Origin of the sequence: Rhodovastum atsumiense (assembly GCF_937425535.1) — a bacterium.
Classification (GTDB): Bacteria; Pseudomonadota; Alphaproteobacteria; order Acetobacterales; family Acetobacteraceae; genus Rhodovastum; species Rhodovastum atsumiense.
This window is the reverse complement of record NZ_OW485601.1, coordinates 4,216,784-4,237,964: the sequence shown is the minus strand read 5'-3', so window position 1 is coordinate 4,237,964 and position 21,181 is coordinate 4,216,784. Positions and strand designations below refer to the sequence as shown.

15 protein-coding genes are annotated in these 21,181 nt (G+C 71.6%); 10 read left to right on the top strand and 5 right to left on the bottom strand.

Annotated features, from left to right (window positions below; translation table 11 throughout):
* Positions 1–17 precede the first annotated feature (17 nt).
* On the top strand, positions 18–1,235 hold the full coding sequence (locus tag NBY65_RS19180) for a 2-hydroxyacyl-CoA dehydratase family protein (RefSeq protein WP_150040246.1): 1,218 nt from the start codon (positions 18–20) through the stop codon (positions 1,233–1,235).
* Between the two features lie 27 nt (positions 1,236–1,262).
* Here the strand turns inward: NBY65_RS19180 and NBY65_RS19175 are convergent, their stop codons facing one another.
* Together NBY65_RS19175 and NBY65_RS19170 are read right to left on the bottom strand one after the other, a co-directional pair.
* Positions 1,263–3,713 (bottom strand): two-component system VirA-like sensor kinase, encoded by a 2,451-nt coding sequence (locus NBY65_RS19175; protein ID WP_150040247.1) that lies wholly within the window; start codon positions 3,711–3,713, stop codon positions 1,263–1,265.
* On the bottom strand, positions 3,710–4,627 hold the full coding sequence (locus tag NBY65_RS19170) for a cytochrome-c peroxidase (protein WP_203330443.1): 918 nt from the start codon (positions 4,625–4,627) through the stop codon (positions 3,710–3,712). The genes NBY65_RS19175 and NBY65_RS19170 overlap by 4 nt, the downstream gene beginning before the upstream one ends.
* Positions 4,628–4,727: 100 nt before the next feature.
* Between NBY65_RS19170 and NBY65_RS19165 the strand changes: the two genes are divergently transcribed.
* The 9 genes from NBY65_RS19165 (at position 4,728) to NBY65_RS19125 (ending at position 16,837) form a co-directional block, all read left to right on the top strand.
* Positions 4,728–5,468 carry a response regulator gene (locus NBY65_RS19165; RefSeq protein WP_150040248.1) on the top strand — a complete coding sequence of 247 codons (741 nt, stop codon included), beginning with the start codon at positions 4,728–4,730 and terminating at the stop codon, positions 5,466–5,468.
* A 166-nt stretch (positions 5,469–5,634) separates the two neighbouring features.
* Entirely contained in the window at positions 5,635–7,584 is a 1,950-nt protein-coding gene (locus NBY65_RS19160; RefSeq protein ID WP_150040249.1) for a type VI secretion system Vgr family protein, read from the top strand.
* 13 nt (positions 7,585–7,597) lie between these two features.
* On the top strand, positions 7,598–8,221 hold the full coding sequence (locus tag NBY65_RS19155) for a DUF6931 family protein (RefSeq protein ID WP_150040250.1): 624 nt from the start codon (positions 7,598–7,600) through the stop codon (positions 8,219–8,221).
* A complete protein-coding gene (tagH, locus tag NBY65_RS19150) occupies positions 8,218–9,498 on the top strand; it encodes a type VI secretion system-associated FHA domain protein TagH (protein WP_150040251.1) in 1,281 nt (426 codons plus the stop codon). The genes NBY65_RS19155 and tagH overlap by 4 nt, the downstream gene beginning before the upstream one ends.
* On the top strand, positions 9,495–10,817 hold the full coding sequence (tssK, locus tag NBY65_RS19145; RefSeq protein ID WP_150040252.1) for a type VI secretion system baseplate subunit TssK: 1,323 nt from the start codon (positions 9,495–9,497) through the stop codon (positions 10,815–10,817). The genes tagH and tssK overlap by 4 nt, the downstream gene beginning before the upstream one ends.
* A gap of 23 nt (positions 10,818–10,840) precedes the next feature.
* Entirely contained in the window at positions 10,841–12,169 is a 1,329-nt protein-coding gene (tssL, locus tag NBY65_RS19140) for a type VI secretion system protein TssL, long form (RefSeq protein WP_150040253.1), read from the top strand.
* The gene (gene tssM, locus NBY65_RS19135) at positions 12,169–15,597 is read left to right on the top strand and encodes a type VI secretion system membrane subunit TssM (RefSeq protein WP_150040254.1); all 3,429 of its coding nucleotides are present in this window, start codon (positions 12,169–12,171) and stop codon (positions 15,595–15,597) included. The genes tssL and tssM overlap by 1 nt, the downstream gene beginning before the upstream one ends.
* The gene (tagF, locus tag NBY65_RS19130) at positions 15,594–16,109 is read left to right on the top strand and encodes a type VI secretion system-associated protein TagF (protein ID WP_250265702.1); all 516 of its coding nucleotides are present in this window, start codon (positions 15,594–15,596) and stop codon (positions 16,107–16,109) included. Before tssM ends, tagF begins: the two co-directional genes overlap by 4 nt.
* Complete coding sequence (locus NBY65_RS19125) at positions 16,106–16,837, top strand: PP2C family protein-serine/threonine phosphatase (RefSeq protein ID WP_239002741.1); 732 nt, start codon at positions 16,106–16,108, stop codon at positions 16,835–16,837. Before tagF ends, NBY65_RS19125 begins: the two co-directional genes overlap by 4 nt.
* A gap of 205 nt (positions 16,838–17,042) precedes the next feature.
* Here NBY65_RS19125 and NBY65_RS19120 read toward each other — a convergent pair whose 3' ends face one another.
* The 3 genes from NBY65_RS19120 to tssH all read right to left on the bottom strand — a co-directional run bounded on the left by NBY65_RS19120 (position 17,043) and on the right by tssH (position 21,089).
* Complete coding sequence (locus tag NBY65_RS19120; protein WP_150040256.1) at positions 17,043–17,657, bottom strand: hypothetical protein; 615 nt, start codon at positions 17,655–17,657, stop codon at positions 17,043–17,045.
* Between the two features lie 223 nt (positions 17,658–17,880).
* A complete protein-coding gene (locus tag NBY65_RS19115) occupies positions 17,881–18,402 on the bottom strand; it encodes an Hcp family type VI secretion system effector (protein WP_150040257.1) in 522 nt (173 codons plus the stop codon).
* A gap of 77 nt (positions 18,403–18,479) precedes the next feature.
* Positions 18,480–21,089, bottom strand: a complete 2,610-nt coding sequence (tssH, locus tag NBY65_RS19110; protein WP_150040258.1) for a type VI secretion system ATPase TssH — start codon at positions 21,087–21,089, stop codon at positions 18,480–18,482.
* Between the last annotated feature and the right edge of the window lie 92 nt (positions 21,090–21,181).

The following is a 21,181-nucleotide window of genomic DNA, read 5'->3' as shown; positions in this document are numbered from 1 at the left end:
CAAACAGGACCCTCGTCATGAGCGATGTGATTGAGCGCCGTTCCTCCGGCATCCCGGGTGACACGACCGGATTCCACCAGGCGGTTCACTCGCCCGGCCTCGCCGCGCTGGATGAGATCGCCGCCACCTATTCGCTCGAGAACATCCACCAGTTGGCCGAGGCCGGGCGCCAGGTCATCTGGGGCGGGCGCAGTTGGGAATCGCCGCTGGTGTTCGCCTGCGACACCATCCCGGTGGCGCATGACCAGCTCTGGGCCACCGACAGCCGCCGCTCGGAGGCAACCGCCGAGGACCATTTCCAGGTGCCGGGTGAGTTCTGCTCGATGATCAAGGCGATGATCGGCCGGCTGCATGCCGACCGCGACCGCCACATCAAGAAGGTGCTGCATTTCGGATCGGGATGCGAGCCGGTCAACGCGGTGTTCGAACTGGCCCGGCGCGACGGCTACGACATCCACACCATCGAGACCGTCTCGGCCTTCACGCCGGAGGAAAAGCGCCCGCATGCGGTCGCCTTCCTGGTGCGGGAGCTGCATCGGGTGGCGGTGTGGCTGACCGGCCGCCCGGCCGACGAGGACCGGGTGGCCGAGGAGATCCGGCGCAAGAACAGCGTCATCCGCAAGGTGAAGCACCTGGTGGAGCTGCGCGCCGTCCACCCGTTCTATGTGTCGGCCAGCCGGACGCGGCAGATCTTCATGGGATCGATGCACGGCTACGGCGATCTCGACGCCTTCGGTGCCGCCCTCGACCTGCTGATCGGCGAGCTGGAGGCGCTTGAACCGTTGCCGCTGCCACCGTCGTACATTCCGCTGGTGATCGCCGGTGGCGTCGGCAACCAGCGCATCCTCGACGCCATCGAGGAATCGCATGGCGTGATCGTCGGCTGGGTGATGAACGGCACCTATGAGTATCGGGAAGACGTGCCGCCGCTGGAATCGCTCGCCCACTACGTGCTGGACGCACAGGGCCGTGGCGATCTTGGAGAAGCGGTGGGCGCGTCGGTGTCGTACCGGCGCACGCTGGTGGAAGAGGCCGTGCGCCGCACCGGCGCGCGCGGCATCGTGTCCGCCTCGCTGATCGGCTGCCCTTACGCCAGCATGATGCAGCAACTGGAACGCGACCACTTCAAGCAGATCGGGGTGCCGCTGATCGCCATCGACACCGATGTCCATCGGGAGCCGCCCACCGAGGAACAGATCACCCGCATCAAGGCCTTCATGGAAATGCTGGCCTGAGGATGCCGCCGCGCAGCAGGCGCCGCCTCACGCCTGCCGCACCTCCATCAGCGCCGCCGCGACCCGGGCCGAGCGCAGCGGCCGCTGCAGGATTTCCCTCGCCCCCAGCTCGATCAGTTGGGACGGGTCGAGGTCGCTTGCCTCCGTCGTCACCAGGATGAACGGCCGCCCCGCCATGCCCGCCGAGAGCACGCGCAGCATCGCGATGCCGTCCTCGTCGAGCGCGTGCAGGGTGACGAGCACGGCGTCGAAGCCGTCGGGCGTCCGTTGCACGGCGGCAAGGGCCTGTTCGGGGGTTGCGAAGCTGACCGGCTCGTAGCCGAGCGCCGCGATCATCTCCTCGTCGCCGAGGATGTTGTCTGGCTCCAGCCCGACCAGCATGACGGTCTGCCCGGTCGGGCCGGCGACGGCGGGCACGCCCCCGGCCTCGCCGCCGGAGGGCAGCCAGACGCTGAAGACGCTGCCGAAATGCGGGGAGGTGCGCACATCGACGACGCCGCCATGGTCCAGCACGATCTCGCGCACGGTGGCGAGGCCGAGCCCGGTGCCGGCGGGCTTGGTGGTGAAGAAGGGACGGAAGATATTGGCCAGCGTCACCGCGTCCATGCCGGTGCCGGTATCGACGACGCCGATGCGCACGAAGGCCCCCGGCGGCAGCGTGTCGTGCGACAGCGCGAGAGGCTGGTCGGACCGCACCGCCTCCACCTGGATGGTCACGCGCCCCCCCTTCGGCATGGCCTGGAAGGCATTCTTCACCAGATTGACCAGCACCTGCTGCAACTGGACCGGGTCACCGGACACCATTTGTCCCGGCGCGCGCGGCTCCAGCAGCAGTTCCACGTCATGCGACACCAGGCCACGCAACAGCGCGATCGTCTCAGCGAGCAGCCCATCGACCGGAACCGTGCGGTGCCGGGTCTTCTGCCGTGCGCCGAAATCGAGAATGCGGGCCACCAGCTCGTGCGCCCGCGCCCCGGCGCGCTGGATCTCCGCGATGTGGCGCACCGCCGCGCCGCCCGGTGGCGTCGCTTCCTCCGCCATCTCCGCATGGCCGAGCATGGCACCGAGCACGTTGTTGAAGTTGTGCGCGATGCCGCTGGCGAAGGTGCCGATCGCCTCCAGGCGCCGCGCGCGGTGCAGCCGCGCCTCGAATTCGGCCTGCCGGGTGGCGGCGCGGCGGCGCTCCAACGCGGCCTGCAGTACCTCGCCCGCCATGCGGACGAAGCCGGTGCCGACCTCCGGCCAACGCCGCGCCGCGCGGACACGCTCGAAGCCGAGCAGGCCGGCCGGCTCGTCGCCCAGCCGCAGCGGCACGGCGCAGCATTGCGCGACACCCGCGCCCCGCAACAGCGCGCGCAGATCTCCTTCCGGCAGCCCGGACAGGGTCATGATGCCCTCCGGGGTCGGCGATGCCGCCCTGACCGCGTCGAGCACCCGTTCCGGGGCAACCCCCGTCGCCTCCGCTCCCGGCGCGTGCCAAATCCGGCGGGTGGGTTGCCCCCGGTCGAGGACGAGATAGGCACGGTCGGCATCGAAGGCCCGGCCCAGCTCCGCCAGCACCTCGTCCAGGTACGCCTCGAACCGGCCCCAGGGGGCGGTCGCCAGCCGGTAAGACATCTCGGAGATCAGCGCTTCCATGCGCGCGCCCTGGCGCAGGAGGTGCAGGCCGGCCCGCCATTGCAGGCCGACGCGGACCAGCAGCACCGCAAGCAGCATCGCCAGCCCGTACAGCCCCAGGCGGAACCGCTCCGCCTGCCGCTGCTCGGCCATCCGCCGCGCATCCTGGCTGGCGCGGATGCGGCTGCGCAGCTCGCCTGTCGAGATCGCCAGCAACCGGCGCAGGTCGTCGTCGACCGCCGGCAGCAGGTCCAGCAGCAGGCGGCTGTGCAGGACCAGCAATTGCAGGCCGCGCCCGTCCGGCATGTCCCGGTGGCCGACGACGGCGGCCATGACCGCCTGCAGGCGCTGCCGGGTCCGCTGCTGCGCGCCGGCGGACGGGTCGCGCACCAGATGCAGCATCGCGTTGCCGAGCGCGACCACTGCCGGCGTGACCACCGGATCCGCCTCCGCTGCGGCCAGCCGCTGCTGCAGCGCATCGAAATAGGCCAGCGAGTTCTGCAGCAGCGCGTTGCGACTCTTGAAGTCCTCGAGCAACGCCTCCATCCGCCCGATGGTGTCGGCCAGCTCCGCCAGCGTCGCCGCGGCGTCGGCCTGCATCATGGGATGCTGCCGCAGCGCCTCCGCCATCCACCACAACCGCCCGATATCGGCGACCAGGGGATCGTAGTTGCGCAGCAATCCCGCGCGCGCCATCAGCACGTCGCGCTGCAGGTCGGACTCGCCCGCAGCAAGCCCGAGCACCACGCGCTGCGCCTGCGCGTAATCGTCGTTGCGCGGACCCAGGCTGTGCACCAGCAGCCAGGTCAGCAGCGCCAGCATCGGCAGGATGACGGCCATGCCGCGCAGGAAGGCGATCATTGTGGCGCCCGCAGCGGACGACCTTCGTACTGGCCGGTCAGGCTGCCCAGGAACGCCACGATCCGGGACACCTCGGCCTCCGTCAGGTCGAGGCCGAGCTGCCCGACCGCCATGCGGCGCACGGCGTCGTCCAGCGTCTTCGCGCTGCCGTCGTCCAGATAGGGCGGCGTGACCGCGACGTTGCGCAGGCTCGGCACGCGCATCACCTTGCGCTCCAGGCCGGGAACCGCCCGCAACACGCCGACCCGTTCGAACAGGTTGCCGCCGATGTTCACGCCCTGGTGACAGGCGATGCATCCGAGCGAGCGGAAGGTCTCGTAGCCGGCCTTCTCCTCCGGGCTCAGGGCGGTGGCATCGCCCTTCAGCCAGCGATCGAACCGGCTGTCCGGCGTCAACAGGGTGCGCTCGAAGGTCGCGATGGCGTCGAGCAGCGAGGGCCAGTCCGGAACATGGCCATAGGCGTCGCGGAAGGACCGGGCCATGGCCGGATCGGCGACGAGCGTCGCGACCGCCTGCGCGCGCGTATTGGCCATGATGTCGGGCCGCAGGAGGGCGCCTTCCGCCTGCTCCTCCAGCGTCCGGGCGCTGCCCGCCCAGTTCAGCCGGAAGCTGAGCGCCGCGTTGAAGACGGTGTTGGTGTTGGTGGCGATGGGGCTGCCATCGGGGGCATGGTCGCGCGCCAGTGCCGAGGCGCCGTTGCTGGCGAGATCGTGACAGGACGCACAACTTCGCGTGCCATCGCGGGACAGGCGCGGATCGGCGAACAGCGCGGCGCCGAGCGCGACCCGCCGCGCATCCACCGGCGGCGGCGGCGGGACCGGCGTGATCGGCTCCTCGGCTGGCGACGGCACCTGGGCGGCCGCCATGGTCCAGGTCAGGACAAGGCAGAACAGGCAACGGCCGACAGGTGCCACTGGGTACTTCTTCCGGTCCCGTTCGATGCCTCGACAGCGTCCGTCCCAGGCGGCAGAACGGCGCTGTCGCAAGCCGTCTGGCTACGCCCCAGGAGACGAAATGTCATCCCGCAATGTCATTCGCGTCCTGCTCGTCGAGGACGATCCCGGCATGCAGGGAATGGTCGCGGACTACCTCTCCCAGCACGACATCCAGGTCGGGCGGGCCGGCGGCGCGCAGGAGATGCAGCGCCTGCTGGCGGCGGGCCGCTACAACCTCGTCATCCTCGACCTGCGGCTGGGGCAGGAGAACGGGCTCGACCTGCTGCGGGAACTGCGCACCCACTCCGACCTTCCGGTGATCATCACCACGGGCCATCGCAAGGACGAGATCGATCGTGTCGTCGGGCTGGAACTCGGCGCCGACGACTACCTGACCAAGCCCTTCAGCCTACGCGAGCTGCTCGCGCGCATCCGCGTGGTGCTGCGCCGGCTGGAAGCGCCCCGCGCCGCGCCGGACACCGCGACGACGCCGCAGGACCGGCGGGAAACCACCCTGCGCTTCGGCCAATGGACGCTCGACCGCCGGGCGCGGCGGCTGCACGGCCCGGACGGCCCGGTCACGCTCACCAAGGGCGAATACGCGCTGCTCTGCGCCTTCGTCGAAGCGCCGCAGCGCCCGCTCAGCCGCGAGCAATTGCTGCAGGCGACGCGCGTGCACGAGGACGTCTTCGACCGCAGCATCGACGTGCAGATCCTGCGGCTGCGGCGCAAGCTGGAATCCAATCCCAGCGCGCCGAGCGTGATCCGCACTGAACGCGGCGTCGGCTACGTGTTCACGCTTCCGGTGACGCCGGCCTGACCCCGGCGCGGGCCGGGGCAAGGCTACAGATGTAGCCAAACCGCGCGCCCGCGACATCAAGCTGTAGCCGGGCACGGCCAACCTGTCCCGCGACGGTGCGAGGAATCAGGACCGGCATCATGCACAGCTTCGTGGTTTTCGTCCCTTGCCCCGGCGGGCCGGCCCGATGAGCGCGGGCACGGTCAATCCGCTGCTGCTGCTGGCATCGCCGCTCGGCGACGACACGCTGCCGATCCAGCAGGGCACGCTGCACGCCATCGGCCTGCACGCCACCGAGCGGCTGAGCACGCCGTTTTGCGCCGAGATCACCGTCGTCTCGACCGTGCGCGCGATCGACCCGCAGGAGCTGCTGGTCCGGCCGGTCCGCCTGACGATCCGCCGCCAGCCCGGCCGGGACCGGCACATCCATGGCGTGGTCCGCCGCATGGAGGCGGTCGGGCTGGCCCGGCGCGACCGCTGGCAGTACCGGCTGGAAGTGGTGCCCTGGCTGCGCTTCCTGGACCAGACGGTGGATTGCCGCATCTTCCAGCAGAAGAGCGCGGTGCAGATCCTGCAGGAGATCTTCGCCGAACACCGCGTCGCGCCGGTGGAGTTCCGCATCTACGGCGACCGCCCGGTGCGCGAATACACCACGCAGTACAACGAGACCGACCTGGCCTTCGTCGAACGGGTGATGCAGGAATCCGGGTATTTCTACTATTTCGAGCACGAACGCGACGCGCACCGGCTGATCGTCACCGACCGCAACCAGGCCTTCCGCCCACTGGCGGAGCCGCTGCACCGGGTGGTCCACGAAGGCGAGAACATCGACGTGCTCGATCGCTGGAGCGAGGCGCTGCGAACCACGACCGGCGCGGTGCGGCTGCAGGACTACGATCCGACGCGCCCCTCGGCGCCGGTGCAGGGCGAGCAGGCGACCACGCTCGCCACCGCCGGGGCGGCGACGCGCAAGGCGTTCCACTGGCCGGCGATGACGCTGGAGAACCGCATCGCCGCCGCGCGCGCGCGCTTCCGCATCGAGGCGGACGAGGCGCGGGCGGCGCTGCGCAGCGCCCATGGCTACAACCCGGAGTTCGTGCCGGGCGCACGCTTTACCCTGGCGCGCGATCCCTTCACCGGTGCCCAGGCCGTGGATCATGCGATCCACGGCGTCGAGCACATCGCCAGCGACGATAGCTGGATCACCGGCGGCGGGCACGGCCAGTACGAGAACCACGTCACCTGCCTGCTGCAGGCAACGCCCTGGCGCGAGCCGCTCGACCTCCCGCGCCCGTCGATGGCGGGCCTGTTCTCGGCCATCGTGCTCGGCAACGCGGGCGAGGAGATCCACACCGACGAGCTCGCGCGGGTGAAGGTGCGGCTGCTGTTCGACCACCGCAAGGACACGGTGGCCGGCATGGCCACCTGGGTGCGCATCGCCCATGCCTGGGCCGGATCGCGCTGGGGCTGGCAGCACCTGCCGCGGGTCGGCACCGAGGTCGCGGTCGCCTTCATGAACGGCGACCCGGACGTGCCGGTGGTGGTCGGGGGCTTCTACCACCAGGACATGCCGCCGGTCTTTCCCCTGCCGGCGGAGCAGACGAAGCAGGGATTCCGCAGCCGCTCCACCCTGCGCGGCGGGACGCAGGACTATTCCGAGCTGTCCTTCGACGACCGCAAGGGCGATGAGCTGGTCTTCCTGCACGCGCAGAAGGACTACCGCACCGAGGTCGAGCACGACCGCCGCATCGAGATCGGCCACGACCAGTCGGTCACGGTGAAGCACGACCACAGCCTGGTCAGCCGGACCGGAAATATCAACGTCCGTGCCGATGCCGGCGCCATCGACATCACCGCCGCGCAACGCATCACCCTGCGCGTGGGCGCGAGCACGATCACCCTCACGCCGCAGGGCATCACCATCACCGCGCCCTCGGTGACGACCCAGGCGACCAGCGTGACCACCAACGCGGCCTCGGTGACGACACGGGCGGCAAGTGTGATCACCGACGCGGCCTCGGTGACGACCCGGGCGATGACCGTGAACACCTTCACCACCGCCTTTCAGGTCGTCGCGGCCAGGGTGGTCCTGGCGACACCGAAATTCACCGCCCCACCGCCCTTGCCGTTGCCCTGAGGAGCGTGGCCGCATGACGCAATCCCCCGCGGGAACGGACAACAGGCTGCAGGTGCTCTCCCTGCCGGAGCTGCAGCGCGCGCTTTGCCTCGCGGAAGAGGACCCCGCGCTGCAGGCATTGCTGGCGCAGCCCGCGCGGCTGCTGGAACACCTGATGGAAGCCGGCCGGCTCGACGACGCCCTCCGCTTTCTCGCCCATGCGCTGCCGGGACGCGAGGCCATGTGGTGGGGCTGCATGTGCGCAACCGCGACCCTGCCCGCGCCGGACCTGCCGGCGGAGCGCGCGACGCTGGCGGCGGTGGAAGCCTGGGTGCGCCAACCCGCGGACGAGCGGCGGCGGCACGCCATCATCGCGGCGGCGCGCAACTGCACCGGCCTGCCGGCGGGCTGGCTTGGCCTCGCCATCTCCTGGAACCACGCGCTTGGCGGCATGGCGGGGTTCGGCCCCGGCGTGGAGGGGGCCGTCTTCCAGGCGCTCGACCGCGCCGGCGAGGGCGTGCCCGACGCCGACGCGGCGCGGCGGCGGGAGAGCGTGGCGCGCCGGTTCATTGCCAGCGGACTGGCCATCGCCCATGGCGAGGCCGGCCGCATCGCGCAGATCCCGCCCGGCCCGCACGCGGCGGAGGCAGGCTCATGACGCTGTCCCTGGCCATGCTGCGCGCGCCGGCCGGCATCACGCCGGAATCGCGCCGGATCGAGGCCGACACGGTCACGCTCGGGCGGGGCAGCGACAATGGCTGGGTGCTGGCGGACCCGGAGCGCATCCTCTCGAAGCGGCATTGCCTGATCGGCCGGCAGGCCGGCGCCTGGCAGGTCACCGACACCAGCCGCAACGGCACCTTCGTCAACGGCGCCTGCCTCTCTCCCGGCGCCGCGCGGGCGCTGCGCGACGGCGACCGGATCGGCCTCGGCGCCTACGAGATCGAGATCCGGATCGAAGAGGGCGCGGCCCCGGCGTCCGACGAGGCCACCGGCATCGGCCCTGGCTTCGCGCGCGTCACCGCCGATCCCTTCCCGCCCGCAGAGGGCGATGCGTTCGGCATCGGGCTGCCGCAGGATTTCAACCAGCTTGGCCAGGATGGCGTGTTCGGGGACGCGCCGCTGCCGGTGGCCGACCATGTCCCGGCGCTGGACGCGCATTTCGACCCGCCGCGCCCGGTCTCGGAGTTGCTGCCGCCAGACTGGGATCTTGGCTGGGACGCGCCAGCGGACGACATGGCGGACGACACGGCGGGCGGGCCGCCCCCACCCGCCCCCGTGCCGGCGCCGGAGGCCCCCGCCGATGCGCCGGGGGACAGCGCGGCAGCGGCGTTCGCGCGCGTCGCCGCCGCCGCCGGCATCGCGGGAGAGCCAACCCTGCCCCCCGCCGAGGCGCTTTCCGCGCTCGGCCGCGCCTTCCGCGCCATGGTGGTGGGGCTGCGCCGCGCCATGATCGCGCGCGCCACCATCAAGAACGAGTTCCGCATCGAGCAGACGATGATCCGGGCGAGCGGCAACAACCCGCTCAAGTTCGCCGCCGGCGACGACGACGCGGTCAGCGCACTGCTGGGCATCGGCCGGCGCGGCGACATGAGCGCGGAGCGGGCGGTGAACGAGGCGTTGCGCGACATCCGCCGCCACGACCTCGCGGTGTCCGCCGCCATGCAGGTCGCCGTGCGGGAGATGCTGGACAGCCTCGACCCCGCGCGGGTGCTGGCCCGGCTGCCGCCGGGCGGCCTCGACCGGGTGCCGGGACAGCGGCACCGGCGGGCCTGGCAGGCGATGGCCGCGCGCCACGCCGAGCTGACGCGCGCGCTCGCCGATGATTTCGACAGCGTCTTCGGACGCGCCTTCGTGCGCGCCTACGAGCAGGTGCAGGCCGGCATCGCCGCGCAGGAGCACGAGCGATCACAGCGAGAGGAGCAAGCCCCGTGAGCTGGAGCAACCGCGTCGCGTGGCAGGAGGGCATGTTCCTGCGGGCGCAGCACTTCCAGCAGCAGGACCGCTGGGTGGAACGCCAGATCCGCTCCAGTGCCGGCGTGCTCTGCCCGTTTCCCTGGGGGTTCGCCTCGCTGCGGGTCGATCGCGACCTGCTCGGCGTCGGCCGCGTCGCGGTGGCGGCGGCCTCGGGGCTGTTCGACGACGGCACCGCCTTCGCAGTGCCGGACGAGGCGCCGCCGCCAGCCCCGTTGCTGGTGCCGGAGAGCACGCGCAACGCCCTGGTGTTCCTGGCGGCCCCGCTCTGGCGTCCCGGCGCGCCGGAACTCGGCGAGGGCGAGGACGAGGAACGCTACCGCATCGAGGCGTTCGATGCCTTCGACACGCATTCCCGCGACAGCGAACCGGCGCCGCTGCAAATCGGCCGCCTGCGTCTGCGCACGCTGCTGGAGACCGATGACCGCTCCGGCTATGCCTGCCTGCCCTTCGCGCGCGTGGTCGAGGTCATGGCCGACCGGCGGGTGGTGCTGGACGAAAGCTGGGTGCCGCCCGCCCTCACCTGCGCCGCCGCGCCGGCGCTGGCGACGCTGCTGGTGGAACTGTCGGGCATGCTCGGCCAGCGGGCCGAGGCGCTGGCGGCGCGGCTGACCGCGACCGGCCTCAAGAGCAACACGGAGCTTGCCGATTTCCTGCTGCTGCAGGCGGTGAATGGCTGGCGGGCGCTGTTCGCCCATTTCGCCACCTCCGGCGCGCTGCACCCGGAGGCGCTGTACCGGGTGCTGGTGCAGATGGCGGGCGAACTGGCCACCTTCACCGACAGCACGCGCCGCGGCGCCACCTATCCGGCGTACCGTCACGAGGACCTGCAGCGCTCCTTCGCGCCGGTGGTGAGCGACATCCGCCGCTCGCTCTCGGCGGTGCTGGAACAGACCGCGGTGCGGCTGCCGTTGCAGGAACGCCGGCACAATGTGCGCGTGGCGCCGATCCCCGACCGCACGCTGCTGGGCGGGGCGGGCATCGTGCTGGTGGTCAGGGCGGACATGCCGGCGGAGGCGCTGCGCCGCAACTTCCCCGCCACCGCCAAGATCGGCGCGGTCGAGCACATCCGCGAACTGGTCAATGTCGCGCTGCCCGGGATCGAATTGCGGGCCTTGCCGGTGGCGCCACGGCAGATGCCCTTCGTGCCGGGCGCGCTGTATTTCGAGCTCGACCGCAACAGCCCGCACTGGCAGCAGATGCAGGCATCGGGCGGCTTCGCCATCCATGTGTCCGGCAATTTCCCCGGCCTGGAGCTCGATCTCTGGGCCATCCGCTGATGACCCCGCAAGGACCGATCGGCATGAGCGACAATCCCTTCGCCGAGCCGGGCGACGACGAGCGCACCGTGATCCTGCCGGCCGGCGCGGCCCGCACCACCGCGCCCCCGCCACCACCCCCGTCCGGGACGGGCGATTTCGTCGAGCTGCCCGCCCTCGGCACCTCGCCGGTGCTGGCCGCGGCGGCGCCGGTGCTGGCGCTGGTCGCGCGCATCGGCAATGTCCTCTCGCTGCCCGATCCGGCGGCGCTGCGCGACAGCGCGATCGCGGAGATGCGGCGCTACGAGCAGACCCTGCGCGACCTCCGGCTGCCGGCGGAGCAGATCCGCACGGCGCATTACGCGCTCTGCGCCAGCCTCGACGACGTGGTGCTGAACACGCCCTGGGGAAGAAGCGGCGCCTGGGCCGATGCCTCGCTGGTCTCCACCTTCCACCAGGAAGTGCGCAGCGGCGACCGTTTCTTCGAGTTGCTGGGCCGGCTGTGCCAGAATGCCGGAAGGTTCCTGCCGGTGGTCGAGCTGATGTATCTCTGCATGGCGGTCGGCATGCAGGGCCGCTACCGGCTGTCGCCGCGCGGGCCGGCGGAACTCGACCGCGTGCGCGAGGAAACCTACCTCGTCATCCTGCGCCAGCGCGGCCCGGCCGAGCGCGCGCTCTCGCCGCACTGGCAGGGCGTCGCCGCGCCGTTCCGGCCGCCACGCGCGCAATTGCCGGTCTGGGTGGCGGCACTGCTCGGCGCCGGGGTGCTGGGCCTGCTCACCGCGCTGGCCTCCTTCGACCTCAATGCCCGGTCCGACCGCCTGCTCGAAGCCGGCGCCGGGTTGCCGCCGGCCGCCATGCCGCGGATCGCCCGGCTCGCGCCGCCGCAAAAGCTGCCCCCGCCGCCGCCCCGGCCGCCCGGCCCGCGCGAGGTGCTGGCGGAGCGCCTGCGGCCGGAGATCGCCTCCGGGCAGGTCGGCATCGCCGGGACCGACGCGCTGCCGATCCTGCGGCTGCAGGGCAACGGCATGTTCGCCTCCGGCAGCGCGACCATCGAGGCGGCGTTCCTGCCGGTCCTGGCCCGCATCGCCGAGGTGCTGAAGGACCGCAACGGCACGCTCGCCGTGATCGGCTACACCGACGACCAGCCGATCCGCACTGTCGCCTTCCCCTCCAATTTCCAGCTCTCCGCCGCCCGTGCCCGCGCCGCCGCCGCGGTGCTCGCCCGCACCGTCCCGCCCGCGCGCCTGAGCGCGGAGGGGCGGGCCGATGCCGACCCGATCGCGAGCAACGCCACCGCGGAGGGCCGGCAAAGCAACCGACGCATCGAGATCCTGCTGCGCCCGCCGGCGCCCGGATCGGGAGCAAGCTGATGCAGGGCCTGTCCTCGCTCGCCGCCCTTCTGCTCAACCGCTGGACCAGCGGCCTTGCCGGCGTCGCCACCGCCGGGCTGCTGGTCTGGTACCTCGGGCCGCTGCTGCCGGGCTTCGCGGGACCGCTGCCGCGCGCCCTGCTGATCCTGCTGCTGGTGCTGCTCTGGGCCGGGGTGAATGGCGTGCTCTCCTGGCGGACGCGGCGACGCAACCGGGCGCTGGCCGCTGCCATGACCGACGCGGCCGGCGGCGACCGCCCGGCGCGCGAGGCCGAGGCGGATGCCGCCGAGGAAGTGGCGATGCTGCGGGACCGCATGCGCGCGGCGCTGGCCCGGCTCGGGGCGCGGCGGGACGGGCGCGGCCTCTACGAGCGCCCCTGGTTCGTGCTGATCGGGCCGCCGGGCTCGGGCAAGACCACGGCGCTGCGCAATTCGGGGCTGCACTTCCCGCTCGAAGCCGAAGGGGAAGACGGCCCCGGCGCGATCGGCGGCGTCGGCGGCACCCGGCTCTGCGACTGGTGGTTCGCCGACGAGGCCGTACTGATCGACACCGCCGGCCGCTACACCACGCAGGATTCCGACGCGGTGGTGGACCGGGCGGGCTGGCTCGGCTTCCTCGACATCCTGCGCCGCACCCGGCCGCGCCAGCCGCTGAACGGCATCATCGTGGTGATCTCCCTGCCCACCCTCGCCGCCGCCGAGGTGGCCGAACGCCGCGCCCATGCCCGCGCCATCCGCCGCCGCATCGACGAGATCGGGGAGAGGCTGAAGCTGCGCCTGCCGGTCTATGTCGTGTTCAGCAAGGCCGACCGGATCGCCGGCTTCGATGCCTGGTTCGACGACCTCGACCGCGAGGCGCGGGCGCAGGTCTGGGGCGCGACCTTCCCGCTGGCCGAGGGCGTGGACAGCTTCGCCGGCGAATTCCGCCTGCTGCTGGAGCGGCTGGACCGGCGGCTGGTGGAACGGCTGCAGGCCGAGCGCACCACGGCACGGCGCGGCCTGATCGCCGGCTTCCCGCTGCAGGTGGCGAGTCTCGCGCGGCCGCTGACCGATTTCATGCTGGAAGCCTTCACCGGCAGCCGGCTTGCCCCGGCGCCCTTCCTGCGCGGCGCCTACCTGACCTCGGCGACGCAGGAGGGCACGCCGCTCGACCGCATCACCGGGCTGCTGGCGCGCTCCTTCGGCATCGACCAGCAGCGCGTGGCCAGCCTGCGCCCGGCGGAAGGCCGCAGCTACTTCGTGGCGAAGCTGCTGCGCGAGGTGATCCTCGGCGAGGCGCTGCTGGCCACGCACCGGCCCGGCCGCATCCGGCGGCAGAAGCTGCTGCGGCTCGGCGGCTTCGCCGCGATCGGGCTGGTGACGCTGGCCGGGGCGGCGCTGCTGTGGCAGGCGCAGGCGGCCAACGACGCCGCCGTGCAGCGCGCCGGGGACAGCCTCGCGGCCAATCGCGCGCGCCTCGCCGGGATGGTGCTCGACCCGGTGACGCGGGATGATTTGCCGCAACTGGCGGCGCTGCTCGACGCCATGGCGCCGCCGCCCCCCGCCCCGGAGGGCGCGGCCGCTTTCTTCGGGCTGTCGCAGGCCGGCAAGCTGGCCGAGGGCAGCCGCCTCGCCTACCGCCACGCGCTGGAACGCCTGCTGCTGCCGCGCCTGGTCTGGCGGATCGAGCAGCAGATGCGCGCGCGCTTCGACGATCCGGATTTTCTCTACCAGGCCACGCGCGCCTATCTGATGCTCGGCGGCGCCGGCCCGCTCGATCCGGCGGTGCTGCGCGGCTGGCTGCAGGCCGACTGGCAGGCGCGCTTCCCCGGCACGCTGAACGCCGCCCTGCGCGGGCGCCTGCTGGCCCACCTGGACGCGCTGCTGGCCGAGCCGCTGCCACCGGTCACGCTCGACGGCGCGCTGGTGGAGGCGGCGCGCGCGACCTTCAGCCGCGTCACCCTGGCCGCGCGCGTCCATGGCCGGCTGCGCGCCACCGACGCCGCCGCGCGCCTGCCCGCCTGGACCCCGGCCATGGCCCTCGGCGAGGCCGGGGCGCGCTTCTTCCTGCGCCCCTCCGGCCGCCCGTTGACCGAGGGCATTCCCGGCTTCCTCACCGGCGCGGGGCTGCGCGAGGCGGTGCTGCGCGACCTGCCGGCGGCCACGCGGGCGGTCGCGGGGGAAAGCTGGGTGCTCGGCCGCGCCCAGGAGATCCCGACCGAGGGCCCGGCGGTGGCGGAGCTGGAACAGGCGGTGCTGGCGCTGTGGGCGACCGAGGCGCAACAGGCCTGGGATGCGCTGCTCGGCGACATCGCGCTGGCGCCGGTCGAGGGACGCGAGGGCAGCATCGAGAGCCTGTACGTGCTCGGTTCCCCGCAATCGCCGATGCGCGACCTGCTGGCCGCCATCGCCGGGCAGCTCGCGCTCGATCCGCCCGCGCCGGAACCGGCGCTGGCGGGGATCGCCGCGCATTTCCAGGCCCTGCGCGACCTGACCGCACGACCTGCGGCGGGGCAGCCCGGGGCGGGGCAGCCGACGCCGCTGGATGGGGTGCTGCGCCTGATCAACCAGTTGCAGCAGGCGCTGGCCCAGGCGAGCCCCGGCGGCGCGCCGGTGCCGGCGACGCTGCAGGCGGCGGGCGATCCGGCGCAGTTGCTGCTGGCCGAGGCCGGCCGCCAACCGGCCCCGCTGGCGCTGTGGCTGCGGCAGATCGCCGCGACCGGCCGCGCCGGGCTGAGCAGCGCCGCGCGCGCCGCCGCCGCCGCCGCCTTCGCCGGCAGCGACGGCCCGGCGGCGCTGTGCCGCAGCGTGGTGAACGGGCGCTACCCGTTCGACTCCTCGGCCGCCGAGGACGCGCCGATCGACGATTTCATCCGGCTGTTCGCCCCCGGCGGGCTGCTCGACAGCTTCTTCCAGTCCGAGCTGCGCCCCTATGTCGATACCAGCGGCGAGGTCTGGCAGGCGCGGTCGCTGGGCGGCGTGGCGCCGCCGGCCGACGCGGCGACGGTGGCGGCGTTCCAGCGCGCCGCCACCATCCGGGCCATGTTCTTCCCTGCCGGCGGGGCGGCGCCGCAACTGCATTTCAGCCTCGCCCCCGATCCGACGGCCGCCGCCGCCGCCACGCTGCGGCTCGGGCAGGCGAGCCTGGAGACCGGGACGACGGCCGCCTCCGCCGGCCTTACCCTGTCCTGGCCGGGCAGCGACGGCATGGCCAGCGCCGCGCTGGCCTTCGGGTCGGGGCCGCCGGCGATCGAGACGCACGGGCCCTGGGCGCTGTTCCGGCTGCTCGACCAGGGGACGGCGCAGCCGGCGGGTACCGGGCAGATCCGGCTGCGCTTCGCCGCGGGTGGGCGCGACACCGCCTTCCTGCTGCGGCCGGGCTCCGCGCGCCATCCCTTCGCCCGCAATCCGCTGCGCGGCTTCCGCTGCCCGGTGATCCGCCAGCCATGAGCCGCGCCGGCTTCTTCGGCAAGCTGCCCGCGCGCGGCGACTTCGTGCGCGGCGGCCTGTCGCGGAAGACCGTGGCGGCCTGGGACGGCTGGGTGCAATCGGTGCTGCCGGCGGCCCGCGCCGCGATCGGCCCCGAAGGCTGGGACGCGATCTGGCGGGCGGCGCCGTGCTGGCGGCTGGCACTGCCGGCGGCGCTGGCCGGCGGCACCCCCTTCAGCGGCGTCTGGCTGCCCAGCACCGACGCGGTCGGCCGCGCCTTCCCGCTGCTGGCCGGCGCCGAGGCGGCCGCGCCGGAGGACGCCTTCCTCGCCGCCATCGAGGCGTCCTGCCGCGCGGCGATCGAGGGATGCGAGGAACCGGCCGCGCTCGCCGCCCGGCTCGCGGCGCTGGCCGTGCCGCCGCCGGCGGAGGCCGCGCCCGGACGCTGGTGGCGGGGCGGCGACGCCGCCTTCACCCCGGCCGCGATGCCGGACGCGGCGCTGTTCCTGCGGATGCTGACGGAGGCTTCATGATCCGCCCGATGCTGCACCATTCCGCCGCCTCGCATCGCGGCGCCGTGCGCGGCACCAACCAGGATGCCTGGCTGTGCCGGCCCGAAATCGGGCTGTTCGCCGTCGCCGACGGGGCCGGCGGGCACCAGGACGGCGCGCTGGCGGCGCGGACGATGCTCGAACGGCTGGACGCCCTGCCGGTGGCCTGCGGTCCCGCCGGCCGCCTTCCTGACCTGCGGTCGGGGGTGTCCGAGGCGCATCGCCGGCTGTGGCAGGCGGGCCGCGCGCGCCGGCCGCCGGCGCTGCTCGCCACCACGCTGGTCGCGCTGCTGCTGCACGATCGCCATTTCGCCTGTGTCTGGGCCGGGGATTCGCGGGCCTACCTGCTGCGGGACGGCCGGCTGCATCGCCTGACCAGCGACCACAGCCTGGTGCAGGCCCTGGTCGATGCCGGCGACATCACCGAGGCGGAGGCCGAGCGCCACCCACAGGGCCATGTCATCACCCGGGCAATCGGCGCCGAGGCCGAGGCGCCGGCGCTGGACAAGGCGCTGGGCGAGCTGCGGGAGGGCGACCGGTTCCTGCTGTGCAGCGACGGGCTTTACCGCAGCCTCTCCGAAGCCGCCATCGCCGGGCGGCTGGCCTGCGACGGCGACTGCGCCGCCCTGCTGGTCGAGGCGGCGCTGGCCGTGGGCGCGCGCGACAACGTCACCGCCGTCGCGGTGTGCGCGACGGCGGTGGAAGAGTAGCGAGAGGAAATCGTCGCCTGCGAGCGATCGGTTGTCGTAAGGCAGACGCAGTCCGCCAACGCAAGCCAATCATCTCGCTGAGCGCTACAATGGCGGATTGCGCTGCGCCGATCGGCCATCCGACATTCCGCTACGCAGCTTTATCCAGGTGCACCCAGGCCGGAGGAGTAATGCTTGGTCCAGCCCTCCTCCAGCCCCCCTTCGTTCACGCGCCAAAGGTGATGCGGTTGCCCGATGCACGACCCCAGTAGCCATGACCGTCTTCATTGGCGAGTCGCTTATGGCCGTCAACGTCCAGCCCAGCTATCACCGGCAACATGTAAGCCGACAGGATCGCGGAGGGGAAGCGGCGCTTGAGGCGAGAGTAGAAGCGCTGGGCGAAGGATTGGTCGAACAGATAGCTGCCATCATCGGAGGTGCCAGTCTCGTTTATCTGACCTCCGAAGCAGGCGAAGAGCTTAAAGTTTATCATTTCTGTAGGAACATATTCTAACAGGCGATTGACCACAGTCTCCGCATCTAATTGGGCACGGTCGAAGCGGAATCCGGCACGGCTGCTGCTAAGATCTTGCCCGCCCCTACGGCAATGACCAATAATGTAGATCGTGTCGTGCTCCGGGCTGAATCCGGGAAGTTTCCAACCATCGCACAGAGTATCTCCATAACAAATTATCTCAGGTCGCTTGCGTGCTTTTCCATATTTCCAATCAGAATCTTGTCGCCACAATTGGGCAATTGTCTTTACTGACCTTTCATCAGACATTCTTTTATCGAGCTCATCTTTAGTGAAGGGGACGAATAGATAGTACTGTCCGGGCATTTCATACTCCTATATACTTGACATTCTGAACGATTATATTACCCCAAGGCGTCCGGGATTTAAGATGGAGGGGGGCACGGCTGTTCAATCCTGCCGACGAGCTACGGTGAGTCCGGATCACTCGCGGCATGGGTGGGCGTTCGCAACCTGGGCATTCCGCAGCCTGAACGTGACGCGATGAACGGCGTTGGTTTCCACCGCTCACCGTGCCGAAGAGCCGCGATCAGGACGTCTTGGCGGTCGCCAGATCGTAGATCACGTGATCCGGCTGGCCTTCATCGCCTTCCGGCCCCATCTGCGTCGTCGAGAACTGCACCTTCGTGAAGTTCAGTGAGATCGTCTCGCCGGGACGGTCGCCGGCGGAACTGTGGGAATAGCCGCTGATCATGGTGTTGGTGAGTTCAATAGAGAGATAGATCTCCTGTTTGTCCTTCGCGGTGCGGGTGAAGTCGATCTTCACCGTCTGGCCCTCGCCGGAGAAAGCCTCCTGCATCAGCTTGCTAGTGGCGATGTCGTTTTCCTTGGTGACGACCACCTCGCTCACCGACGGCGCCGTCGACTCGCGTTCGGCGGACGAGCCGACCGGGCTGGAAATGCCTCGCCCCATTCCCCACCGGAACGAATTCAGCTCGATCCACTTGGCGTGCCCACTCTCGGTTACGTCGCCGGGGATGTTGTTGTAATTCATATAGATTGCCATATGCTTTTCCTTCTCCTGGCGCTTGTTGCTTGCCTTCCGCGCCATCGAAGGCAGTATTCATGCTGCGTATTACACGAATATTGCCTTGCCCTGAAACTTGGCTACCGGCGTAACCCGGTTCCTCATCTTGCCCGCACCTCGAACCCGCCGGCGCCGTCTTCCGCCACCGCTACCGGCCCGATCGCCTCCCCCCCGGCCATGCGCCCCAGGAAATGCGCCGCAAGCTCCGGCAACAGCCCGCGTGCGAGCAGCGTCTCGATGCCGCGCGCGCCGACGCCTGGATCGGTGCAGCGCTCCTGCAACGCATCGACCAGCCCGTCCGCGAACGTGACCTCCGTGCCAAAGCGCTCGCGCACGCGGCGCAGCACGCGTTCAAGCTGCAGCCCGACGATGCGCCGCAGCACCGGGGCATCGAGCGGCACATACGGAACGACGGTGACGCGGCCCAGGAACGCCGGCCGGAACTGCTTCGCCAGATCCGCGCGCAACGCCTGCGCCAGCCCGTCCGGATCCGGCGCCGTCGCCGGATCGGCGAACAGCGCGGCGATCGTCTCCGTGCCGGCGTTCGAGGTCATGATGACGACGCTGTTGCGGAAATCGACGTCGCGCCCTTCGCCATCCTTCATCGTGCCCTTGTCGAAGACCTGGAAGAACACGTCCTGCACGCCGGGATGCGCCTTCTCGATCTCATCCAGCAGGATCACCGAATGCGGCCGGCGCCGCACTGCTTCGGTCAGGACGCCGCCTTCGCCATAGCCGACATAGCCCGGCGGCGCGCCCATCAGCAGCGAAACCTTGTGCTCCTCCTTGAACTCGCTCATGTTGATGGTGGTCAGGTTCTGTTCGCCGCCATACAGCAACTCCGCCAGCGCGAGCGCGGTCTCGGTCTTGCCGACGCCCGAGGTCCCGACCATCAGGAACACGCCGACCGGCTTGCGCGGATCCGTCAGCCCCGCGCGCGCGGTGCGGATCGCCTGCGCCACCGCCTCCAGCGCGTGGTCCTGCCCGATGACGCGCCGGCCCAGCGCCTCGCGCAGTCCGAGCACGGTGCGGATCTCGTCCTGCTGCATGCGGCCCGCCGGAATGCCGGTCCAGCTTTCCACGATCTCCGCCACCGCCTGGGCATCGACCACCGGAAACACCATTGGCCGCGCGCCCTGCACCGCCTCGAGCAACGCCAGCGTGGCACGCAGCGCGTCGCGCCGCGCCGGATCCGTCGGCGCCGCCTCCAGCGCCGCGCGCAGCGCCGCCGCCTCGGCGGCGAGTGCCCGCTCCTCCTGCCAGCGCACGCGCAGCCCGGCGAGCCGGTCATCGAGCCCGGCCTGCTCGCGTTCCAGCGCCGCGAGCCGGTCCGCGTGCGCTCCATCGGCCAGCGCTTCACGGTGCAGCAGCGCCGTCTCGGTCGCGATCGCCGCGAGCCGGCGCGTGTCGCCTTCGATCGCCGCCGGCGTGGCCGCCTGGCTCATGGCGACGCGGGCGCAGGCGGTGTCGATCAGGCTCACCGCCTTGTCGGGCAATTGCCGGCCGGGAAGGAAGCGCGCGGAGAGCCGCACCGCCGCCGCCACCGCCTCGTCGAGCACGCGCACCCCGTGATGCGCCTCCAGCGCCGGCAGCAGGCCGCGCACCATGTCGATCGCCACCGGCTCGGGCGGTTCCTCCACCTTCACCGGCTGGAAGCGCCGGGTCAGCGCCGCGTCACGCTCGAAGAATTTCTTGTATTCGGCCCAGGTGGTGGCCGCGATCATGCGCAACTCGCCGCGCGCGAGCGCCGGCTTCAGCAGGTTGGCCGCATCCCCCTGCCCCTCCGCCCCGCCCGCGCCGACCAGCATGTGCGCCTCGTCGACGAACAGCACGACGGGAACCGGCGAGGCGCGCACGCCGTCGATCACCGCACGGAGCCGGTTCTCGAATTCGCCGCGAATACCAGCCCCCGCCTGCAACAATCCGAGATCGAGCGTGCGAATGGCGACACTGGCCAGCAGCGGCGGCACGTCCCCCGCCGCGATGCGCAGCGCCAGCCCCTCCACGATGGCGGTCTTGCCCACCCCCGCCTCGCCGGTGAGGATCGGGTTGTTCTGCCGCCGCCGCGTCAGGATGTCGACGAGCTGCCGGATTTCCGTGTCGCGACCGAACAGTTTGTCGATCGCCCCGGCGCGGGCGCGCGCGGTGAGGTCGATGGTGAAGCGCTCCAGCGCCTCCATCGCCCCCGGCGCGGCCGCTTGCCCCGGCACCGCTGCCGTCTCGCGCGCGGCGGTCTCGCTGCCACCGTCGAAGATTTTGTCGAAATCCCGGCGCAGCGCCTCCGCCCCGATCCGGCGCAGCGACGGCGCGACCAGGAACAGGCGCTGCGCCACGGTCTCGTCGGCCAGGATCGCGCAGAGCAGGTGCCCGGACCGCAGCGATGCCTCGCCGCGCTCAACCGAGGCGAAGACCCAGGCTTCCTTGAGCACGCCGACCAGTTCCGGCGCCAGCGACGGCGCGCGGCCATTGCCGGTCGCCATGCGCGCCAGCGCCGCGGTCAGTTCCCCGGCCAGCCGCGCCGGCACGATCCCGGCCCGCTCGACCGCCAGCACGACATCCGAGCGCGACATGTCGAGCAGTTGCAGCAGCCAGTGCTCAAGCTCGACATTGTAGTGCGATCGCGAGAGCGTGTTGCCCGCGGCCGCTTCCAGTGATTTCCGGCAGGTTTCGTCAAGGCGGCCAACAAGCCGCCTGAGGTCGATTGCGGACATGCGCGGTCCTCCCGTCCCTGATGGCCGGACCCTATGGGCCGCCGCGCGGCACTGTCCATCGCTGTCGGGTTGCAGGTGTAACCCAGTTGCCG